Below are 19,976 nucleotides of genomic sequence, written 5' to 3'. Positions count from 1 at the left end.
CCTGCGGCGTCAGATGAGGGACTTCGTGTGCCAGACCGTCTTCGTCTCCGTGAAGAAGACGATCCGCTCGAGCGAGGGAGCTGTGACGCCCGGCTCGGGCCGACGCACACGCATGAGCGTCTCTGCCGCGGCGATCTCGAGATCGACCCAGTCCAGATGGCCGGCGCCCGCGAGATCAATCGCGTTCACATCGGCGTGCCCGGCAAGCCACGGCGCGATCTCCCCCGGCGAGCCGGTCAGCACGTTCACGACACCTCCCGGCACATCGCTCGTCGCCAAGACCTCCGAAAGACTGATGGCACTGAGCGGATGCCGCTCACTCGCGATCACGACGACCGTGTTGCCCGCCACGAGGGCGGGGGCGATGACGCTCACAAGACCGAGCAGCGCGGACTCCTGGGGAGCCACGATTGCGACGACGCCGGTCGGTTCGGGAGTCGAGAGGTTGAAGAAGGGCCCGCTCACGGCGTTGCCGTTACCCGCCACCTGCACATACTTGTCGGCCCAACCTGCGTACCAGACCCAGGTGTCGATCGCGGCATCGATCTGGCGCGAGGCATCCGTCTCCGACAGTCCCTCAGAGCGACGGATCTCGTCGACGAACTGGGCGCGACGCCCCTCGAGGAGCTCCGCGATGCGGTAGAGCACCTGGCCGCGGTTGTAGCCCGTCGTGCCCGACCAGCCGTCAACGGCCTTGCGTGCCGCGACAACGGCGTCACGGGCGTCCTTGCGAGACGCCTTGGCCGCGTTGGCGAGGAACTCCCCGCCCGCGGTCGAGACCTCATAGGTTCGCCCCGACTCACTGCGCGGGAACTTGCCGCCGATGTACAGCTTGTAGGTCTTGGGAATGGTCAGATGCGACATCTACTCGGCGCCCTTCTTGCTGATCTTCTTCTGGCCGACCCGCGCCTGGTCGGGCGAGGGGATGGCCGCATCCCATCCCGAGGACTCGAGATAGGCAGCGAGGCCGTGTCGGCCGCCCTCACGGCCGTAGCCGGACTCCTTGTAGCCGCCGAAGGGGCTCGCGGGGTCGAAGCGGTTGAACGTGTTGGCCCATACGACGCCTGCGCGGAGCTTGTCGGCGACCGCGAGGATGCGACTGCCCTTCTCGCTCCAGATGCCGGCAGAGAGGCCGTACGGCGTGTTGTTGGCCTTCGCGATCGCCTCCGCGGGGGTGCGGAAGGTGAGCACGGACAGCACGGGGCCGAAGATCTCGTCACGCGCGATGCGGTGGCTCTGCGAGACATTCGTGAAGATCGTCGGCGCGAACCAGAAGCCCTTCTCGGGCAGGTCGCACGCGGGCGACCAACGCTCGGCGCCCTCCTGCTCGCCGATCGTGCTGAGCTCGCGGATGCGCTCGAGCTGCGCGCGGGAGTTGATGGCGCCGACATCCGTGTTCTTGTCGAGGGGGTCGCCCACGCGAAGGGTCGCGAGGCGCGACTTGAGACGCTCGATGACGTCGTCGTGGATGTTCTCCTGAACCAGCAGGCGCGACCCGGCGCAGCAGACATGGCCCTGGTTGAAGAAGATGCCGTTCACGATTCCCTCGATCGCCTGATCGATGGGTGCGTCGTCGAAGACGATGTTGGCAGCCTTGCCCCCGAGTTCGAGCGTGAGCTTCTTGCTCGTGCCCGCCGTCGAGCGAGCGATGGCCCGGCCCACCGCGGTCGAGCCTGTGAAGGCGACCTTGTTGACGTCGGGGTGGTTCACGAGGGCGGCGCCCGTCTCGCCCGCGCCCGTGATGATGTTGACGACACCGCCAGGCAGTTCCGCCTGCTGGAGGATCTCGGCGAAGATGAGCGCCGAGAGCGGCGTCGTCTCGGCCGGCTTGATCACGACCGTGTTGCCCGCCGCGAGAGCAGGGGCGACCTTCCAGGCGAGCATGAGGAGCGGGAAATTCCACGGGATCACCTGCGCGGCGACCCCCAGCGAGCGGGGGTTGGGCCCGAGGCCCGCGTGGTCGAGCTTGTCGGCCCAGCCCGCGTAGTAGAAGAACCAGGCGGCGACGAGCGGCACGTCGACATCCCGGCTCTCCTTGATGGGCTTGCCGTTGTCGAGGCTCTCAGCGACAGCGAGCTCGCGCGAGCGCTCCTGCACGAGGCGGGCGATGCGGAAGAGGTACTTGCCCCGGTCGGAGCCGCTCATGCGCGACCAGGTGGTGTCGTAGGCGCGCCGGGCCGCCGCGACTGCACGGTCGACGTCCGTGGCCTCCGCGTGGGAGATCGACGCGATGTGCTCCTCCGTCGCGGGCGAGATCGTGGCGAAGCCCTCACCGCTGCCATCGACGAACTCGCCGTCGATGAAGAGGCCGTAGGAATCGCGCAGGTTCAGAATCGAGGTCGACTCGGGAGCCGGGGCGTAGTCGAGGAAGTTCATGGCGCTCCTTAGGCGACGGTCACGTGGTCGGGGCCGGAGTACCGGCCGGTGGCGAGCTTCTGGCGCTGCAGCAGCACGTCGTTGAGCAGGCTCGACGCGCCGAAGCGGAACAGGTGCGGCTGCAGCCACTCCTCCCCCACGACCTCGGCGACGGCAACGAGGTACTTGATCGCATCCTTGGAGGTGCTGATGCCACCAGCGGGCTTCACTCCGACCTTCTCACCCGTGAGCCGGTGCCAGTCGCGCACGACCTCGAGCATGCTGACCGTGACGGGGAGGGTCGCGGCGGGCTGCACCTTGCCCGTGCTCGTCTTGATGAAGTCACCGCCCGCGAGGATGGAGAGCCAGGATGCCCGACGCACGTTGTCGTAGGTGTTCAGCTCTCCCGTCTCGAGGATGACCTTGAGCTGCGCGTAGCTGCCATCGGGCTTGCGGCACGCCTCCTTGACCGCGACGATCTGGTCGAAGACCAGCCCGTAGCGTCCCGAGAGAAAGGCGCCGCGGTCGATCACCATGTCGATCTCGTCCGCCCCCGCGGCGACCGCGTCGGCTGTGTCGGCGAGCTTGATTGCGAGGGAGGAGCGCCCGCTCGGGAAGGCAGTCGCGACAGCCGCGACCGCGATACCGCCCTCGTCGGGGTCGCCGTGATGCGCGCCCAGCGCCGCGACAGCATCCGGGACCATGTCGCCATAGACGCACACGGCCGCGACGCGGGGGGTTGCGGGTTCGGCGGGGTCGGGCGTGATGGCCTTCGCGACGAGCGAGGAGACCTTGCCGGGAGTGTCTGCTCCCTCCAGCGTCGTGAGATCGATGAGCGAGATGATGCGATCGATCGCCCAAGCCTTCGAACTGGTCTTGATCGACCGCGAGCCGAGCGCGGCCGCCCGCGCCTCGAGCCCGACAGCGTCGACGCCGGGCAGACCGTCGAGGTGCCGCGTGAGGCTCGACTCGCTGAGATCGGAACCAATGATCCGCAGCGCCCGTTCGGCGGGCATGAGCGAGGTCGTCGTCGAATGGTCAGGCATGAGGGACTCCCTGCGTCTGCTGTGGCGAAAGCGATGAGTTCTGCGGCCCCGCGGAGTGCTGCTTTTGGGGCTCCTGGGTGAGCGCCTGTGCCGTCGCCTCATCGGTCACGATGACAGAGCACAGGCCGCTCGAGACGACGGCGCGGGCAACGGGATGCTTCGACTCCCCCGCGATGACGAGCACGGAGGTCTTCGCGGCGCGCAGCGCGTCATGGCCGATGCCCACCGTGCGGGCGTCGAGCGCGTCATCGACGATGCGACCCGAGGCGTCGATGAAACGGCCCACGACATCCCCCACGGCGCCGCGCTCGACGAGCGCTTCGACGTCGTCGGCCGTCAAGTAGCCGCTCTCGACCAGCACGCTGCTCGCATCCGCGACACCCGCGCTGAAAAGGAATGCCGTGGCACTGCCCGCGAGCTGCAGGACTCCCGCGACCGTGCGGTCGGACTCGATCGCGGCCTTCGTCGCGGCATGCTCCAGGATGGCGGGGCTCGGCAACAGGATCGCCTGCCCGCCGGCCTTCTGCGCGATCATCGCCGCCGTCGAGGCGGCACTGCCCGCCCCACTGCCGGGACTGCTGCTGAGGGAGATGCCGCCGTTGATCTGCACGACCCGCACCTCGCTCGCCCAGCCGGGCGCGAGCCGCTCGGCGACCGCGCTGAGTGTGCGCCCCCAGCTGATGCCGAGCACGCGCGGAACGGGTCGCAAGGCCGCGAGGTAGTCGGCGGCGGCGCGGGCGACGCTCGCCTGCACCTCGGAGTCATCCGCGGCGGGCACGACGATCGCGTCGGCGAGTCCGAAGCGCTCCCGCAGAAGGCGTTCGAGCGCGAGGCGGCGTGCGCGCGGGTGCACGATCTCGATGCGCACGATGCCGCGGTCGCGGGCCTTCGCGAGCAGCCGCCCCACCTTCCAGCGCGTCGTGCGCAGCAGGGCCCCGATCTCGTCCTGGGTCTTGCCGTCCTCGTAGTAGAGCTCTGCGGCGCGCACCATGAGGAGCTCATCTGACACGTCGCCACCGCCCTCTCGCCTTGCACACACTGTCCCGACAAGGCTACGCCGGAGCGACGGGGCTAACAACATAAGTTGCCAATGGTGCTCATATGAGCAGATAGGGAGACGCTCTCCGCGGGACTACGCTGGCCCCATGCCGCTCGCACTCGCCGTCGACTTCGGCGGAACCAAGGTCGAAGCAGCCCTCATCGACGAGGACGGGCGGATGCTCGCAGGCAGCCGACACCGTCAAGCGACGGGGGCGCGGGCCGAAGCATCCGTCCTCGAGAGCGCCGTCGAGCACGTCACTGCCGGAGCCCTCGCCGCCCTGCCACCGACGGCAAACCTCGCCGGGGTCGGGATCGGCTCGGCGGGACCGATCGACCGCGATGCGGGGCGCGTAAGCCCCCTCAACGTGCCCGCGTGGCGCGGCCACCCGCTTCGGGAGCAACTCGAGGCAGCCGTGCCAGGAGTGCCCGTTCGGCTCGAGATCGACGGACTCTGTATCGCCCTCGCTGAGAACTGGACCGGGGCCACACGCGGCTGCGGCACCAGCATGGGCATGATCGTGTCGACGGGCGTTGGCGGCGGGCTCATCGTCGACGGCCGCCCCGTGCACGGCACAACGGGCAACGCGGGGCACATCGGGCACGTCGAGGTCGCCGGTTTCGAGGACCCCTGCGCGTGCGGGGGCATCGGATGCCTCGAGGCCATCGCCTCGGGACCCAAGACGGTCGCGTGGGCGCGCCGCCAGGGCTGGAGTGGCGACACGGGCGAGGACCTCGCCGCCGCCCATGCGTCAGGCAATGAGGTGGCGCAGGCGGCGGTCGCCCGCTCGGGGACCGCGCTCGGCCGCGCGATCGCCTCCGCCACCGCACTCTGCGACCTCGAGGCCGTCGCGATCGGCGGTGGATTCAGTCGCGTCGCGCCCGAACTCTTCGACCACATCCGTGCCGCCATCCGCGAGCGCACCAGCTGGGAGTTCGTGCGCAAAGTTCGCGTGCTGCCGTCGGGGCTCTCCGACGAGGGTCCGCTCGTGGGGGCGGCGGCGCTCATCCACCGCCCCTGAAGGGGCGGGTCGGAGCGGGCGGGTCAGCGCGGGCGGGTCAGCGCGGGCGAATCAGCGCGGGCGAATCAGCGCGGACGGATCAGCGCCGAGACTTCGCCTCGAGCTCGTCCTCCAGCATGAGGGGGCGGCGCAGCTCCAGCCCCACGATGCCCGTCAGCACGGCTGTGCCGATGAGGTAGTAGAGCGGCAGGTGCCATCCGCCGCTCAGATCGTGCAGCAGGGCGAAGAGGAACGGGCCGCCCGCCGCAATCGTGTATCCCACCCCCTGAGCGAAACCGCTCAGCGCGATCGACCCCGCCTGGGTGCGAGTGCGCAGGTTGATCAGGGTCAGCGCGAGCGGGAAGGTGATCGCCCCGGCGCCCGCGATCACGACCCAGAGCCACGGCGCGAACGTGGGCGCGAGAAGCAGGCCAGCGTAGCCGGAGATGAAGAAGGCGATGCCGAGATAGAGCAGGCGCGACACGTCGTGCAGGCGCTGAGCGAGCGGCGGGATGATAAGCGCGGCGGGAAGACCGATGAGGGCGTACACCCCGAGCATCGCTCCCGCCTCCGCCTCGCCGACGTTCGTCAGCTCGACCAGCAGCAGAGGCAGCCAGGCGAATGCGGCGTAGACGTGAGCCGACGAGAGCGAGAAGGTCAGCGCGACCGCCCAGGCGACCCGGGAGCCCCAGATGCCAGGCGGTAGACGCGGCGCGACGGGTGAGGACGAGGAATCCGCGGCGGCACGAGCCCGACGGTCCCGCACGAGGATTGCAAGCCACGGCAGAAGGCAGACGGCGGCCACGATCGCCCACACGCCGAGTGAGAAGCGCCACCCCGCGGCATCCGTCACGGGGGCGGCGAGCGTGGACGGCACGGCAGCGCTGACCGACACGAGGCCGACATACACGGCCGTCACGAGCCCGATGCGGTCGGAGAAGTAGCGCTTGACGAGAGGCGGCAGCAGGACATTGCCGATGCCCGCTCCCGCGAGGGCGGCGATCGTGCCGGCGAGGAGGACCCAGAAGTCGGGCGCGACAGACCGCACGACGTGGCCGACGACCATCGCGACGATCGCGATGACGAGGAGCCACTCGAGGCCGACACGCCGCGCGATCGCGGCGCCGAAGAGAGCGGCGACCGCGAAGGCGATGGGGGGCACGGTGCCGATGACGCCCAACTCGATCGCGCCGAGGTCGATCTCCTCGGCGATCCGCTCGGCCACGGGTGCGATCGCCGAGACCGCCGTGCGCACGTTGAATGCCACCAGCATGATGCCGAGCAACGCCGCGGCCCGGCCCGCCCACAGGGGAAGCGGCGGTGTGCTTCCGCCCTCGCGGCTCACGGGGCGGACGGGAGCCCCAGCACCCGCCGAGTGTCTTCCACATCACGGCCGAGCTGCTCGATGAGCGCCTCGATCGTCGTGTACTTCAACATGCCGCGCAAGCGCTCGACGAACGCGACCTCGACCGTGCGCCCATAGAGATCGATGTCCTCATCGAGCACATAAGCCTCCACCTGGCGCGCTGGCACCCCCTCGAAGGTCGGGTTGTCGCCGACGGAGATGGCCGCGGGATAGGTCGTGCCATCGACCGTCAGCCACCCCGCATAGATACCGTCCGCCGGGATGAGCCCCTCGGGGTTCGGGCGGAGATTCGCAGTGGGGAAGCCGAGCTCGCGCCCCCGTCGCTCTCCCGGCACGACGACCGAGCGCACGGTCGGGGGTGTGCCGAGAACCTCAGCCGCCTCTCCCACGCTGCCGGCCGCAAGAGCCTCCCTGATCCACGTGGACGAGGCGCGCCGCCCCTCCCGTGCGCGCACATCGTCGACCAGGCGCACCTCGAAGCCGTGCTCCCGCCCGGCCGCCTCCAGAGTCTCAACCGAGCCTGCGCCTCGATGCCCGTAGCGGAAGTCGCTGCCGACGAAGACGATGCGCGCCGCGAGGGCTCCCACGAGCACCCGCTCGACGAACTCCTCGGGACTTTGAGCGGCGAAGCCCGCGTCGAACGGCAGCATGAGTGTCGCGCGCACCCCCGCCGCCTCGAGCCTCTCCAGTTTCTGCTCGTTGCTGATGAGCGCCGCGGGCGCGTGCTCCGGGTCGAGCAGTGAGAGCGGATGGCGGTCGAAGGTCACGACAGTCGGCACGAGATCCGACGCATCCGCAATGCTCCTGAGCTCATCGATGACCGCCCGGTGGCCCGCGTGCACACCGTCGAACTTGCCGATCGTGACCGCGCTCGGCCCGAAGCCCTCAGGAACCTCTCCGAGGGAGCGGAAGCACTGCATCATCGCGGTGCCACCATCACATGCTCAGCGGATGTGCCACGAGCATCCGCCCCCGGGCGCCGCACGGCGAGCCAGACGAGGCCGAGGATCGGAAGCACGAGGGGAATGAACGCATAGCCGTAGCCGAAGCCCGACCAGACGGAGGGATGGGCGAAGAGCTCGGGCATCGTGAGACTCAACACGCCCACCGTGAGCACACCCACGAGCTCGAAAACGATCGCAAGGAGCGCCACCACGTACCACACGCGTCCGCGGCCCAGCAGTGCCGCCGTCGCCGCCAGATACACGATCGCCGACACGGCGGAGAGCAAGTAGGCGAGCGGCGCCTCCTCGAAACGCTCAACGATCTGCACGACCGACCGGGCCGTCGCCGCGATCGCGAGCACCGCGTAGACGGCGATCAGCACGCGGCCGACGCCGACGGCGCGGGAAGAGGACTGGGAAGGCATCCTCTCAAGATTAGGCGATGGAATCAGGCGACCTGCACGAACCAGATCTCGTTCATCCGCCACACCATGACGGCGACCGCGAAGCACACGACGCCGAGGATCACATTGCTCCAGCGGTTGCGCTCGACGAGCGCCCAGAAGACCGCGAGCGGCGGCAGGAGCACGGCAGAGACGAGGTACATCCAGAACTCGAGCAGACTGCCGGAGGCGACGTTGCCGACTGCGGGGGCGATGAGCGCTACGACGACCTGGCCCAGCAGGAACACGAAGACGACCGCCGTCGCCCCCAACGTCAGATCGCTCGGAAGCCGACCGACGAGCCCCAGCACGAGACAGAGCAGGCCCGCCGCGACCGCGACCGCCACCTGCAGCACCGTGAACCACTCGACCATGCTGACAATCCTTACAGCAAGCGCGCCGCTTCAGGAACCGGTCGGAAAGTTGACGAGCACCCGCGCCTGCACCCCGTCATAGGAGACGAGCCCCACGAGGTGACCATCGGGCGCGATGACGGCGAGGGGCCCCGCGGATGCCTCGGCCCCCGTCAGCGCGACGCGGCGACCGTTCTCGAGCATCCGCACCGTCTCGGCGTCGACCTCGACCGTGGGAAACAGGGCACCCGCGACCGCCGCCGGATCAAGTACGAGCGGGGCCACATCGAGCTCGGCGCCCCGCTCGGGCAACGGCAGGGCATCCTCGACCGCGAACGGCCCGACGCGAGTGCGACGCAGGGCCGTGAGATGCCCACCGACGCCGAGCGCGGCCCCCAGGTCACGTGCGAGTGCGCGGATGTAGGTGCCCGAGGAGCACGTCACCCGCACATCGACGTCGAGCGCGGTGCCCACCGGCCGCGGCGGGGCGAGCACGGCGAACTCGGAGATCACGACGGGGCGGGCCCTCAGCTCGACCGTCTCCCCCGCGCGCGCCCGCGCATACGCTCGCTTGCCGTCGACCTTGATCGCGCTCACAGTGCTGGGCACTTGCTCGATCTCGCCCGTGAGGGCCGCGATGCCCCCCTCGACGCGGGCGGGCTCGATGCCCGAGGCATCCGTCGTCTCGGTGATCTCGCCCTCCGCGTCGTCGGTCGTCGTCGCGACCCCCAGCCGGATCGTGGCCGTGTACTGCTTGTCGAGCCCGACGAGGTAGGTGAGGAGGCGGGTGGAACTGCCGATGCCGAGCATCAACAGGCCCGTCGCCATGGGATCGAGCGTGCCCGCATGCCCCACCTTGCGGGTGTGGGCGAGCCGGCGGGTGCGGGAGACCGCGTCGTGACTCGTGATGCCCTGCGGCTTGTCGACGAGGAGGATGCCCGAGGGGGCCGGTGGGGAGGCGGGAGCAGTCATCGCCCACAACGCTACCGCCGTAGGCTGGTGGCATGCGGATCGCGGTGCTCGGCGCGGGGGCGATGGGCGGCACCCTCGCGGCGCTACTCGATCGGGCCGGCCACGACCTCGAGGTGACCGCGCGCGGGCCGGGGCTCGCCGCCATCCGCGAGCACGGCATCCGACTCTCGGGCGCGTGGGGCGAACACACGGCCCGCGTCCGCGCGGGTGAGGTGCTCACGCGGCGCCCCGAACTCGCCATCGTCGCGACCAAGGCGATGGATGCTGCGGCCGCCGTCCGCACGAGTGCTGAACACCTGCACGGCACCCCCGTCGTCGTCGTGCAGAACGGGCTCGGCGGTCTCGAGGCGGTCGCCGCAGAGCTGCCGGGGACACCCGTCATCGGCGCCCTCTCGCTCATCGCCGCGACCTACCGCTCCCCCGGTGAGGTCGTCGTCACGACCCCCGCAGGCACCTGGCTCGGCGTGACCTCGGGCGACGCCGGGAGCGCGCATGCCGTCGCATCCGTGCTCGCCGATGCCGTGCCCGTCACGGTCGTCGAGGGTTTCGCGGGCGCCCGCTGGACCAAACTCATGATCAACCAGCTCAACGCACTGCCCGCCATCACAGGCCTGAGCGTGCAGGAGGTCATCGACCACGACGGGCTCCGGCGCATCATGGCGCTCAGCATGCGTGAGGCCGCGCGGATCGCGCTCGCCTCGGATGTGCGCTTCGAGGAGGTCATGGGCGTCACCCACAGCATGCTCGTCGGCATCGGGGAAGGGGACGCCGCCCACGCCGAGACGCTGCCCCTGCTGTTGCGGGCCTACCTCGGAGACGTGCCGAATCCGGGATCGACGCTGCAGAGCATCCGCCGCGGCCAGCCGAGCGAAATCGACTACCTGAACGGCGCCGTCGTCGCCGCCGCCCGCGAGCTCGGACTCGACGCGCCCCTCAACGCAAGGCTCACCGAGCTCGTGCACGAGGTCGAGCGCACCGGCCGCTTCCTCAGCACCACCGAGACCCTCGCGGCGCTTAAATGCTGAAGGCCTCTAGGCTTGTGCGGTGACGATCAGCGAGACCGTGAACGAGTGGTTCGCGCATCACGGTCGCGATCTGCCGTGGCGTGAGCCCGGCTTCACGCCCTGGGGCACCCTCGTGAGCGAGATCATGCTGCAGCAGACGCCCGTCGCCCGCGTGATCCCTCGACTCGCCCAGTGGCTCGAGCGCTGGCCCGCGCCCGCCGACCTCGCCGCATCGCCCCCTGGAGACGCCGTGCGCGCCTGGGAGCGTCTTGGCTACCCGCGCCGCGCGCTCGCCCTTCACGCAGCCGCGACCGCCATCGCGGATCGTCACGGCGGCATCGTGCCGGAGGACGTCGACGAACTCCTCGCGCTGCCCGGGGTCGGCGACTACACCGCGCGGGCCGTCGCCGTCTTCGCCTACGGCCACCGCCACCCCGTTGTCGACACCAACGTGCGCCGTGTCATCGCGCGCGCCATCGATGGGCAGGGCCAAGCCGGCCCGCCCTCCACGCGGCGCGACCTCGCCGCCATGGAGGCGCTGTTGCCAACGGATGTCGCAGCCTCCCGTGTCACGAACGCCGCCGTCATGGAGCTCGGCGCCATCGTGTGCACGGCCCGCAGCCCCCGCTGCGACACCTGCCCCATTGCCGAGCAGTGCGCGTGGAGACGCGCGGGATACCCCGACTACACGGGGCCGCGAGCACGTACCCAGGCGCGCTATGAGGGCAGCGACCGGCAGGTGCGCGGCATCATCCTGCGCGAGCTGCGAGGTGCCGACATCCCCGTGCTCGACGAGGAACTGCGGATGCTCTGGCCCGACGCCGAGCAGCTGGCGCGAGCCCTCACGGGCCTCGAGCGCGACGGTCTCGTCACGCACACAGGCGGCGGCTACGCGCTGCCATGACGCTCAGTCGCGCTCGACCTCGCGCGGCTTGACGTAGGGATCCTCGTCACCCGCGTACTTCGCTGAGCCCTTCTGGCGCTCCGTCTCGCTGTCGCGCTGGCGTGCCTCCGCGAGCAGGTCCTCGATGTGCTTCGCACTCTCGGGAAGTGCATCCGGGATGAACTCGATCGTGGGGGTGAGGCGCGAGGTGAGGTTCTTGCCGACCTCGCTCCGCAGCATCCCGGTCGCCGACTTAAGGGCGGCAGCCGAATCGGCCCGCTCCTCATCGCTGCCGTACACCGTGTAGAAGATGCTCGCGTGCTGCAGGTCGCCCGTGACACGGACATCCGTGATCGTCACGAAACCGAGACGCGGATCACGCAGGCCGCGCTCGAGGCGCCGCGCAACGATCTGCTTGATGTGGTCGGCCATGCGAGCCGCCCGGGTGGGATCAGCCATTGCCCTGCTCCTCAGTAGTGGGTGAGCGGGTGCCGCCGTCGCCGCGCGTCGACGACACCCGCTCCTGCCGCTGGCGTCAGCCGCGCGGCTTCTCCTTCATCTCGATCGTCTCGATCTCGTCGCCGATCTGGATGTCGTTGTACTTGCCAAGGCCGATACCGGCTTCGAAGTCGGTCTTGACCTCGGTGACGTCGTCCTTGAAGCGACGCAGCGACTCGATCGCCAGGTTGTCGGCGATCACGACGCCCTCGCGGATGACGCGCGCCTTCGCGTTGCGCGTGATCGTGCCGGAGCGCACGATGACACCCGCGATGTTGCCGAACTTGGAGGAACGGAACACCTCGCGGATCTCCGCGACACCCGACTGGACCTCCTCGAACTCGGGCTTGAGCATGCCCTTGAGCGAGTTCTCGATGTCCTCGAGCGCGTTGTAGATGACGTTGTAGAACCGCACGTCGACACCCTCGCGGGCAGCACGCTCGCGAGCCTTCGTGTCAGGCCGGACATTGAAGCCGATGATGATCGCGTTGTCGATCGTCGCCAGGTTCACGTCGCTCTCCGTCACCGCACCCACACCACGGTGGATGATGCGCAGCTGCACCGACTCGTCGACCTCGATGTCCATGAGCGACTCCTCGAGCGCCTCCACGGCACCCGAGACGTCGCCCTTGATGATGAGGTTGAGCGACTCGACCTTGCCCTCCTCGAGAGCCTTCGTGAAGTCCTCGAGGCTGAGGCGCTTGCGGCTGCGGGCCAGCGTCGCGTTGCGCTCGACGGCCTCACGCTTCTCGGCGATCTGCCGAGCCGTGCGGTCGTCGTCCGTGACGATGAAGGTGTCACCCGCGCGGGGAACCGACGTGAGTCCGAGCACCGCGACGGGACGCGCGGGCGTCGCCTCGGTGACGGTCTCGCCGTTCTCGTCGAACATGGCGCGGACGCGTCCGTATGCCGTGCCCGCCACAATGGGGTCACCGACCTTGAGCGTCCCCGACTGGATGAGCACTGTCGCGACTGCACCACGGCCCTTGTCGAGCTTCGCCTCGATCGCGACGCCACGGGCATCCTTCGCAGGGTTGGCACGCAGGTCGAGACCGGCATCCGCCGTCAGCAGCACGGCGTCGAGCAGGGTGTCGATGCCCTTGCGCTGCAGCGCCGAGACGTCGACGAACATGGTGTCGCCGCCGTACTCCTCCGCGATGAGGCCGAACTCCGTCAGCTGCTGACGCACCTTGGCAGGGTTCGCACCCTCCTTGTCGACCTTGTTGACCGCAACCACGATCGGCACGCCGGCCGACTGTGCGTGGTTCAACGCCTCAACCGTCTGCGGCATGATGCCGTCGTCCGCCGCGACCACGAGGATCGCGATGTCGGTCACCTGGGCACCACGGGCACGCATGGCCGTGAAGGCCTCGTGACCCGGGGTGTCGATGAAGGTGATCTTGCGATCGACGCCCTCGTGCTCCGCCGACACCTGGTAGGCACCGATGTGCTGCGTGATACCGCCGGCCTCGCCCGCGCCCACGCTCGTGTCGCGGATCGCGTCGAGCAGCTTCGTCTTACCGTGGTCGACGTGACCCATGACGGTCACGACCGGCGGACGGGGCAGGCGATCCTCGCTGCTCTCCTCCTCGAGCTCCTGCTCAAGGTCGATGTCGAAGCCCTCGAGCAGCTCGCGGTCCTCATCCTCGGGCGAGACGATCTGGATCTTGTAACCCAGCTCGGCACCCAGCACCTCGAAGGTCGCCTCGTCGAGCGACTCCGTCGCGGTCGCCATCTCACCGAGGTGGAACAGCACCGTCACGAGGTTTCCGGGGCTCGCGTCGATCTTGTCGGCGAAGTCCGTGATCGAGGCGCCGCGACGAAGACGGATGACCGTATCGCCGTTGCCGCGGGGAACGCTCACGCCGCCGATCGACGGAGCCTCCCGCATCTCGAACTCTGCCCGCTTCGTCCGCTTCGACTTGCGCGCCTTGCTTTTGCCGCCACCGCGACCGAATGCGCCCGCCGTACCGCCACCGGGGCCACGACCGCGACCGCCGCCGCCCGGACGAGCCGGGAAGCCGCCGCCGGGAGCACCGCCGGGAGCACCCGGACGGAAACCGCCAGCACCGGCCGGACGACCGGGACCGCCGGGACGGAAACCGCCGCCACCACCGGGACGACCCGCACCCGCCGGACGCGGAGCGCCGGGGCGGGGGCTACCGGGACGAGGCGCGGCAGGACGCGGGATGTTGCCCGGGTTCGGCCGCGTGTTCATGCCCTGCGAGCTCGCGTAAGGGTTGTTACCGGGGCGCGGGGCGCCCGGGCGCGGAGCGCCGGGACGCTGCATGCCCTGCGAGCTGGCGTAGGGGTTGTTGCCGGGGCGTGAACCGCCGGGACGAGGCATCCCCGGGGTCGGCGCGGCTCCGCCCGCGGGCGGAGTGGGCCGGGACTCGGGCTTCTCGGGCGCCTTGCCCTGGTCCGCCTGGCTCGCCTGGTCCGCCTGGCCTGCGGCCTGCGCCGGGGAAGGCGTCTCCGCAGCGGGAGCGGGCGACGGGGTCGGGCCCGGCTTCTGGGGAGCCTTCGGCTCCGGAGCCTTCTTCTCTGGCGCCTTCTTCTCGGCAGCCTTCGACGTGACGCCGTCGGCCTCGAGAGCCGCCCGAAGCTTTCGCGCTACGGGGGGCTCGATGCTCGACGACGGACCCTTGACGAACTCGCCAAGCTCCTTCAGCTTCTCGAGCGCCTGCTTGCTTTCAATGCCGAGCTCTGCTGCGATCTCGTGCACGCGTGGTTTTGCCACAATTCTCCTGTCTCGGGCCGGCCCCGGACAGGAGCAGGCCATCACTTGAGTGCGGAACTCATTTCGAGCCGCTCATCAGTTGTCACGCATTGTGTGTCACTGTTTCGTTCAGCCGTTTCGTTAGGGAGCCCCATGGGGAGGCTCCGACTGGTGAGATGCAAGAACAGCCTGCAGCACGCCCGAGGTGTCGAGCGCCGAGGACACCCTCAACGCCCGGCCGAAAGCCCTACGCTTGATGGATTTCTCGACACACTCCTCGGAGGGGTGCACCCAAGCGCCCCGACCGGGAAGGGTGGCGGACGCATCCGCCACCACTGCACCGTCACGCGCGACACATCTCACAAGAGAGGATGCGGGAGCACGACGACGGCAGCCGAGGCACGTTCTTACGGGTCCCATCCTACACTCCCTCGCTGAGAGGGCAGCGAGCCCCGCCATCAATCCTCGAGGATGCTGTCCGGCTGGATGTCGATGCGCGCGCCAGTGAGCTTCGCCGCGAGGCGGGCGTTCTGCCCCTCCTTGCCGATCGCGAGCGAGAGCTGGTAGTCGGGCACGAGGGCGCGCACCGCCTTGGTCGACTGGTCGATCACGAAGGAGGAGCTCACTTTGGCGGGCGAGAGAGCGTTCGACACGAAGGTCGCGAGGTCGTCGGAGTAGTCGACGATGTCGATCTTCTCGTTGTTGAGCTCCGCCGTGACGGCCCGCACGCGCTGGCCGAGCTCCCCGATGCAGGAACCCTTCGCATTGATGCCCGGCTCATTCGCCTTGACCGCGATCTTGGTGCGGTGACCCGCCTCCCGAGCGAGCGACACGATCTCCACGAGGCCGTTCGCGATCTCCGGCACCTCGAGGGCAAAGAGCTTGCGCACGAGCGAGGGGTGCGTGCGCGACACCGTGATCTGCGGGCCCTTGAGCCCCTTGCTCACGCTCGTGACGTAGACCCGCAACCTCGAACCGTGGGCGTAGTCCTCCCCCGGCACCTGCTCCTCGGGGGGCAGGATCGCCTCGATCGTGCCGAGGTCGACGTGGATCATCCGCGGGTTCGGGCCCTGCTGCACGACGCCCGCGATGATGTCGCCCTCGCGAGCCTTGAACTCGCCAAGCACGGCATCGTCGGCGATGTCGCGTAGGCGCTGGTTGATGACCTGCTTGGCGGCGAAGGCGGCGATCCGGCCGAAGTCGCTCGGGCTGTCCACCGCCTCGCCGACGATGTTGCCCTCGTCGTCATACTCGGGCACGTACACCGTGACGTGCCCCGTCTTGCGGTCGAGCTCGACGCGCGCGCGGCTCGTGTCGTGCTGCTCATGCTTCTGATCGGCGGGCGCCGTGTGCTTGAGGTAGGCCGTGAGGATCGCCTGTTCGATGATCGTGACAAGCTCCTCGAACGGGATCTCGCGCTCGCGCTCCATGTGCCGCAACACGCTCAGGTCAATGTCCACCGAGGGCCTCCACTATTCAGATCTCCTCCCGCGCAACGTCCACACGGGTCCCGACTACGGTACCGGAGTCCGCCCCGAATATTCGCCGTGCCCTCCAAGTCGTCCCACCCCGGGGGTACCCTCGGCCGCATGGACACGCTGGAAGCTTGGATCGGGACGGCAGGCGGGCAACTCTGGACGTGGATCGTGCTTCCCGTCGTGGCGGGGCTCGGCCTCTACTTCACCATCAGGTCCGGCGTCGTGCAGTTCCGGCTCATCCCCGAGATGTTCCGCACCCTCGCCAACAAGACACCAACGGATGCCGCGGGGCGGGCCCAATCCGTCAGCGCCTTCCAGGCCTTCACGATCTCCGCCGCCTCCCGGGTGGGCGTCGGCAACATCGCGGGCGTCGGCACCGCGATCGCGGTCGGTGGGCCGGGTGCCATCTTCTGGATGTGGACGATGGCCTTCATCGGGGGCGCCTCCAGCTTCATCGAGTCGACCCTCGCACAGCTCTACAAGACCCGCGACCGGGACGCCTTCCGTGGCGGCCCCGCCTACTACATCCAGCGGGGGCTCGGCGCCCGCTGGGCGGGCATCCTCTTCGCCATCGTGCTGATCCTCTGCTTCCCGCTCGCGTTCAGCTCGCTGCAGGCCAACACCATCAGCGCGACGATCGCCTCAACGACGGGAAGCGACGGTGCCGGGATCAACTGGGTGGTGGGCCTCGCCCTCGCAGCGCTCACCGCCCTCGTCGTCTTCGGCGGGGTGCGCCGGATCGCCTCCGTGACGCAGTCGGTCGTGCCTGTGATGGCAGTGCTGTATCTGCTCGTGGGCCTCGTCATCGTCGGGATGAACGTGCAGGAGATCCCGCGCGTCTTCGGTGAGATCTTCGCGGGGGCATTCGGATTTCAGGAGATCGCGGGCGGCCTCATCGGCACGATCATCCTCACGGGTGTGCAGCGCGGAATGTTCTCCAACGAGGCGGGCCTCGGGTCCTCCCCCAATGCCGGGGCTGCCGCCGCCGTGACCCACCCCGTAAAGCAGGGCCTCGTGCAGACGCTCGGCGTCTACTTCGACACCTTCCTCGTCTGCTCGATCACGGCATTCATCATCCTCGTCACCAACCCCGACCTCGGCTCGCTCGAGGAGGGCATCAGCACAACCCAGGATGCCCTCGTCTCGAGCCTCGGCTCCTGGTCGGCCGTGCTGCTGAGCGTCATCATCTTCCTGCTCGCGTTCAGTTCCATCCTCGGCAACTACTACTACGGCGAGGCGAACCTCGAGTTCATCAGCACCAACCGCGCGCTCCTGACGGGTTTTCGGATGCTCGTGGTGCTCGCCGTGCTCGGCGGCTCCGTCGCATCCACCTCCCTCATCTGGACGACGGCTGACGGGATCATGGGCGTCATGGCGCTCATCAACCTCGTCGCCATCGGACTGCTCTCCCGAATCGCCATCAAGCTGCTGCGAAACTACACGGAACAGCGGAAGCGTGGGCTCGACCCCGTCTTCACGCAGGACCAGGTGCCGGGGCTCAAGAACGTCGAGTTCTGGCAGGACGCCGACACCGTGACGGGGCCGCTCAGGGCCGTGAAGACGTCGCGGCGGGGATGACGCGCTTCCGGCGGAGTGATCGCGCCGGGGCGGCGTCATCCTGCCGAATAGCCGTCACTCCTCGGGTGAGACGGTCGGGAACTCAATGATGGCGGCCATGACGGCCGCGCAACCTGCCGCAACGACCGCGCAGAAGAGACCGACCGAGAGGTAGGCGCCGCTCCAGTCGACCATGCCCGCACCGCGATCGAGCGCGACGAGGACGAGAGTCACGGCAAGCACGGCGAACCCGGCACCCGACCCCGCGAGCGTCACCCGGCGAGCTCGACTCTTCTCGATGCGGCGATCCCCGATCCAGACGGCAACGAACGCTCCCGCGAGGGAGGCAAGCGTGACGCCCAGGCTGACCATCGCGGCGAGCAGCGCGATGCCCAGGACGCCGGCCGGGTTCCCTGTCAGGTACCCGCCGCCGAACGCCACGGTCACGATAGCGGTGACGGCGAACGCGACGAGAAGCGAGGGCCGAAGCATCCGCCGGTAGCGTCGGAAGACGAGCATCGCGTCGACCCTGCAGCCGCTACGGGAGCTGCCGGTACGCTTCCGTCAGCTCGGCGATGGGGGTCGGCGTCTTGACGCCCGTGCGGCGATCCCACAGCTCGACCGTGCCGTCGGCCGCGCCCTTGCCCACCACGACGATGATCGGCACGCCCAGCAGCTCGGCGTCGCCGAACTTGACGCCGGGAGAGACCTTGAGGCGGTCGTCGAAGAGCACGTCGGCGCCCGTCGCCTCGAGTTGCGCGACGATGTCTTCCGCGACGCCGTACACCGTCTCATCCTTCGTGGCGGCGATGACGTGCACGTCGAAGGGCGCGACGGAGCGGGGCCAGATGAGGCCGCGCTCGTCGTTGCCGAGCTCCGCGATCGCCGCGAGGATGCGCGTGACTCCGATGCCGTAGGAGCCCATCGTCACGGTCACGAGCTTGCCGTTCTCGTCGAGCACCTTGAGGCCGAGCGCCTCCGCATACTTGCGGCCGAGCTGGAACACGTGGCCGAGCTCCATGCCGCGGGCGAGCTCGACGGGTCCCGAGCCATCCGGGGCCTCGTCGCCCTCGCGCACTTCGGCGATGTCGGCGATGCCGTCCGAGATGAAGTCGCGACCGGCCGTGAGCGAGAAGACGTGACGCTCGGGCTCGTTGGCACCCGTGACCCACTGCGTACCCTCCACGACGCGGGGGTCGAGGAGATAGCGGATGCCCGTGAACGAGGTCTCGCCCAGCACGGGGCCCTCGGGCGACCAGGGCCCGATGTAGCCCTTGACGAGGCCGGGATTGCGGGCGAAGTCCGCCTCCGTCGCCGCCTCAACCTCGGCGGGCGAGAATGCCGCCTCGGCGCGCTTCATGTCGACATCGCGGTCGCCGGGGACACCGACGATGACGAGCTCGCGACCGCCGTCGGGCGCCACGAGGGCGAGCACGACGTTCTTGAGGGTGTCGGCGGCCGTCCAGGGGCGGTCCTCGCGCGGGTGGCGCTCGTTCGCGAGGGCGACAAGCGTCTCGATCGTGGGGGTGTCGGGCGACTCGAAGACGGTGGGCTCGGGCGCGTCATCGATCGAGAGGGCCGCGGGCGGCACCGTGTGGAAGGCCTCCACGTTGGCCGCGTAGCCCCCGTCCGTGCGCACGAAGGTGTCCTCACCGATGGGGGTCGGGTGGAGGAACTCCTCGCTGCGCGACCCGCCCATGGCCCCGGCATCCGCCTTGACGATGACGTAGTCGAGGCCGAGTCGCTGGAAGATGCGCTCGTAGGCGTCGCGCTGCGCCTGGTACGAGGCATCCAGCCCCTCGTCCGTGTAGTCGAAGGAGTAGGCGTCCTTCATCGAAAACTCGCGGCCGCGCAGGAGACCCGCGCGGGGGCGTGCCTCGTCACGATACTTGTCCTGGATCTGGTAGATCGTGAGCGGGAGATCCTTGTAGCTCGAGTAGAGGTCCTTCACCATGAGGGTGAAGACCTCCTCGTGCGTGGGGGCGAGCAGGTAGTCGGCGCCCTTGCGGTCCTTCAGTCGGAAGATGCCGTCGCCGTACTCCTCCCAACGCCCCGTCGCCTCGTAGGGCTCGCGGGGCAGGAGCGCCGGGAAGAGGACCTCCTGCGCGCCCGCCGCCGCCATCTCCTCGTGGATGATGCGCTCGATGCGCCGACGCACCCGGAGGCCGAGCGGCAGCCAGGCGAAGACGCCGGGGGCCTGGCGACGAATGTAGCCGGCGCGGACGAGGAGGCGGTGGCTCGCGACCTCCGCATCGACGGGGTCCTCGCGGAGGGTGCGGACGAAGAGCTGGGAGAGGCGTGTAGACACGCCCTCTAACT

At 69.2% G+C, this 19,976-nt stretch carries 19 protein-coding genes; 4 read left to right on the top strand and 15 right to left on the bottom strand.

The window, feature by feature from the left end:
- Positions 1–9: 9 nt before the first annotated feature.
- From OH146_RS13155 to OH146_RS13140, 4 genes are read right to left on the bottom strand one after another with little or no spacing between them, the layout of a single operon-like run.
- A complete protein-coding gene (locus tag OH146_RS13155) occupies positions 10–864 on the bottom strand; it encodes an aldehyde dehydrogenase family protein (RefSeq protein ID WP_265161519.1) in 855 nt (284 codons plus the stop codon).
- Positions 865–2,376: an aldehyde dehydrogenase family protein gene (locus OH146_RS13150; RefSeq protein WP_265161517.1), complete on the bottom strand. Its 1,512-nt coding sequence runs from the start codon at positions 2,374–2,376 to the stop codon at positions 865–867.
- Between the two features lie 8 nt (positions 2,377–2,384).
- Entirely contained in the window at positions 2,385–3,371 is a 987-nt protein-coding gene (gene deoC / locus OH146_RS13145; protein WP_372508511.1) for a deoxyribose-phosphate aldolase, read from the bottom strand.
- Positions 3,372–3,393: 22 nt separating this feature from the next.
- Positions 3,394–4,410, bottom strand: a complete 1,017-nt coding sequence (locus OH146_RS13140) for a sugar-binding transcriptional regulator (protein ID WP_265161514.1) — start codon at positions 4,408–4,410, stop codon at positions 3,394–3,396.
- Positions 4,411–4,546: 136 nt separating this feature from the next.
- Between OH146_RS13140 and OH146_RS13135 the strand changes: the two genes are divergently transcribed.
- Entirely contained in the window at positions 4,547–5,461 is a 915-nt protein-coding gene (locus OH146_RS13135; protein ID WP_265161512.1) for an ROK family protein, read from the top strand.
- 79 nt (positions 5,462–5,540) lie between these two features.
- Here OH146_RS13135 and OH146_RS13130 read toward each other — a convergent pair whose 3' ends face one another.
- Genes OH146_RS13130 through truB form a run of 5 tightly spaced genes read right to left on the bottom strand, consistent with a single transcriptional unit; the run spans position 5,541 to position 9,518 of the window.
- Positions 5,541–6,785: an MFS transporter gene (locus OH146_RS13130; RefSeq protein WP_265161510.1), complete on the bottom strand. Its 1,245-nt coding sequence runs from the start codon at positions 6,783–6,785 to the stop codon at positions 5,541–5,543.
- Complete coding sequence (locus tag OH146_RS13125) at positions 6,782–7,726, bottom strand: bifunctional riboflavin kinase/FAD synthetase (RefSeq protein ID WP_265161708.1); 945 nt, start codon at positions 7,724–7,726, stop codon at positions 6,782–6,784. Before OH146_RS13125 ends, OH146_RS13130 begins: the two co-directional genes overlap by 4 nt.
- Positions 7,726–8,175, bottom strand: a complete 450-nt coding sequence (locus tag OH146_RS13120) for a hypothetical protein (RefSeq protein ID WP_265161508.1) — start codon at positions 8,173–8,175, stop codon at positions 7,726–7,728. The genes OH146_RS13125 and OH146_RS13120 overlap by 1 nt, the downstream gene beginning before the upstream one ends.
- A 23-nt stretch (positions 8,176–8,198) precedes the next feature.
- Positions 8,199–8,567, bottom strand: coding sequence for a hypothetical protein (locus tag OH146_RS13115; RefSeq protein WP_265161506.1), 369 nt, complete (start codon positions 8,565–8,567; stop codon positions 8,199–8,201).
- Between the two features lie 30 nt (positions 8,568–8,597).
- Positions 8,598–9,518 (bottom strand): tRNA pseudouridine(55) synthase TruB, encoded by a 921-nt coding sequence (gene truB, locus OH146_RS13110; RefSeq protein ID WP_265161503.1) that lies wholly within the window; start codon positions 9,516–9,518, stop codon positions 8,598–8,600.
- Between the two features lie 32 nt (positions 9,519–9,550).
- Here truB and OH146_RS13105 point away from each other — a divergent pair, with 32 nt between their 5' ends.
- Positions 9,551–10,543: a ketopantoate reductase family protein gene (locus OH146_RS13105; RefSeq protein ID WP_265161501.1), complete on the top strand. Its 993-nt coding sequence runs from the start codon at positions 9,551–9,553 to the stop codon at positions 10,541–10,543.
- A 19-nt stretch (positions 10,544–10,562) separates the two neighbouring features.
- Positions 10,563–11,426, top strand: a complete 864-nt coding sequence (locus OH146_RS13100) for an HhH-GPD family protein (RefSeq protein ID WP_265161499.1) — start codon at positions 10,563–10,565, stop codon at positions 11,424–11,426.
- A 3-nt stretch (positions 11,427–11,429) separates the two neighbouring features.
- On the opposite strand, the gene rbfA is transcribed toward OH146_RS13100, so the two are convergent.
- The 4 genes from rbfA to nusA form a co-directional block, all read right to left on the bottom strand.
- Positions 11,430–11,864 carry a 30S ribosome-binding factor RbfA gene (gene rbfA / locus OH146_RS13095; protein ID WP_265161498.1) on the bottom strand — a complete coding sequence of 145 codons (435 nt, stop codon included), beginning with the start codon at positions 11,862–11,864 and terminating at the stop codon, positions 11,430–11,432.
- Between the two features lie 76 nt (positions 11,865–11,940).
- The gene (gene infB / locus OH146_RS13090) at positions 11,941–14,643 is read right to left on the bottom strand and encodes a translation initiation factor IF-2 (protein WP_265161496.1); all 2,703 of its coding nucleotides are present in this window, start codon (positions 14,641–14,643) and stop codon (positions 11,941–11,943) included.
- 120 nt (positions 14,644–14,763) lie between these two features.
- On the bottom strand, positions 14,764–15,042 hold the full coding sequence (locus OH146_RS13085) for a YlxR family protein (protein WP_265161494.1): 279 nt from the start codon (positions 15,040–15,042) through the stop codon (positions 14,764–14,766).
- 38 nt (positions 15,043–15,080) lie between these two features.
- Positions 15,081–16,082, bottom strand: a complete 1,002-nt coding sequence (nusA, locus tag OH146_RS13080; RefSeq protein ID WP_265161492.1) for a transcription termination factor NusA — start codon at positions 16,080–16,082, stop codon at positions 15,081–15,083.
- 129 nt (positions 16,083–16,211) lie between these two features.
- Here nusA and OH146_RS13075 point away from each other — a divergent pair, with 129 nt between their 5' ends.
- Positions 16,212–17,678, top strand: a complete 1,467-nt coding sequence (locus OH146_RS13075; protein ID WP_265161490.1) for an alanine/glycine:cation symporter family protein — start codon at positions 16,212–16,214, stop codon at positions 17,676–17,678.
- Positions 17,679–17,732: 54 nt separating this feature from the next.
- On the opposite strand, the gene OH146_RS13070 is transcribed toward OH146_RS13075, so the two are convergent.
- Positions 17,733–18,176, bottom strand: a complete 444-nt coding sequence (locus OH146_RS13070; protein WP_265161488.1) for a hypothetical protein — start codon at positions 18,174–18,176, stop codon at positions 17,733–17,735.
- 19 nt (positions 18,177–18,195) lie between these two features.
- Positions 18,196–19,965, bottom strand: a complete 1,770-nt coding sequence (locus OH146_RS13065; RefSeq protein WP_265161486.1) for a proline--tRNA ligase — start codon at positions 19,963–19,965, stop codon at positions 18,196–18,198.
- Positions 19,966–19,976: the final 11 nt, after the last annotated feature.

Origin of the sequence: Homoserinimonas sedimenticola (assembly GCF_026094475.1) — a bacterium.
Taxonomy (GTDB): domain Bacteria; phylum Actinomycetota; class Actinomycetes; order Actinomycetales; family Microbacteriaceae; genus Homoserinimonas; species Homoserinimonas sedimenticola.
This window is presented reverse-complemented; position numbering and strand designations above follow the sequence as displayed.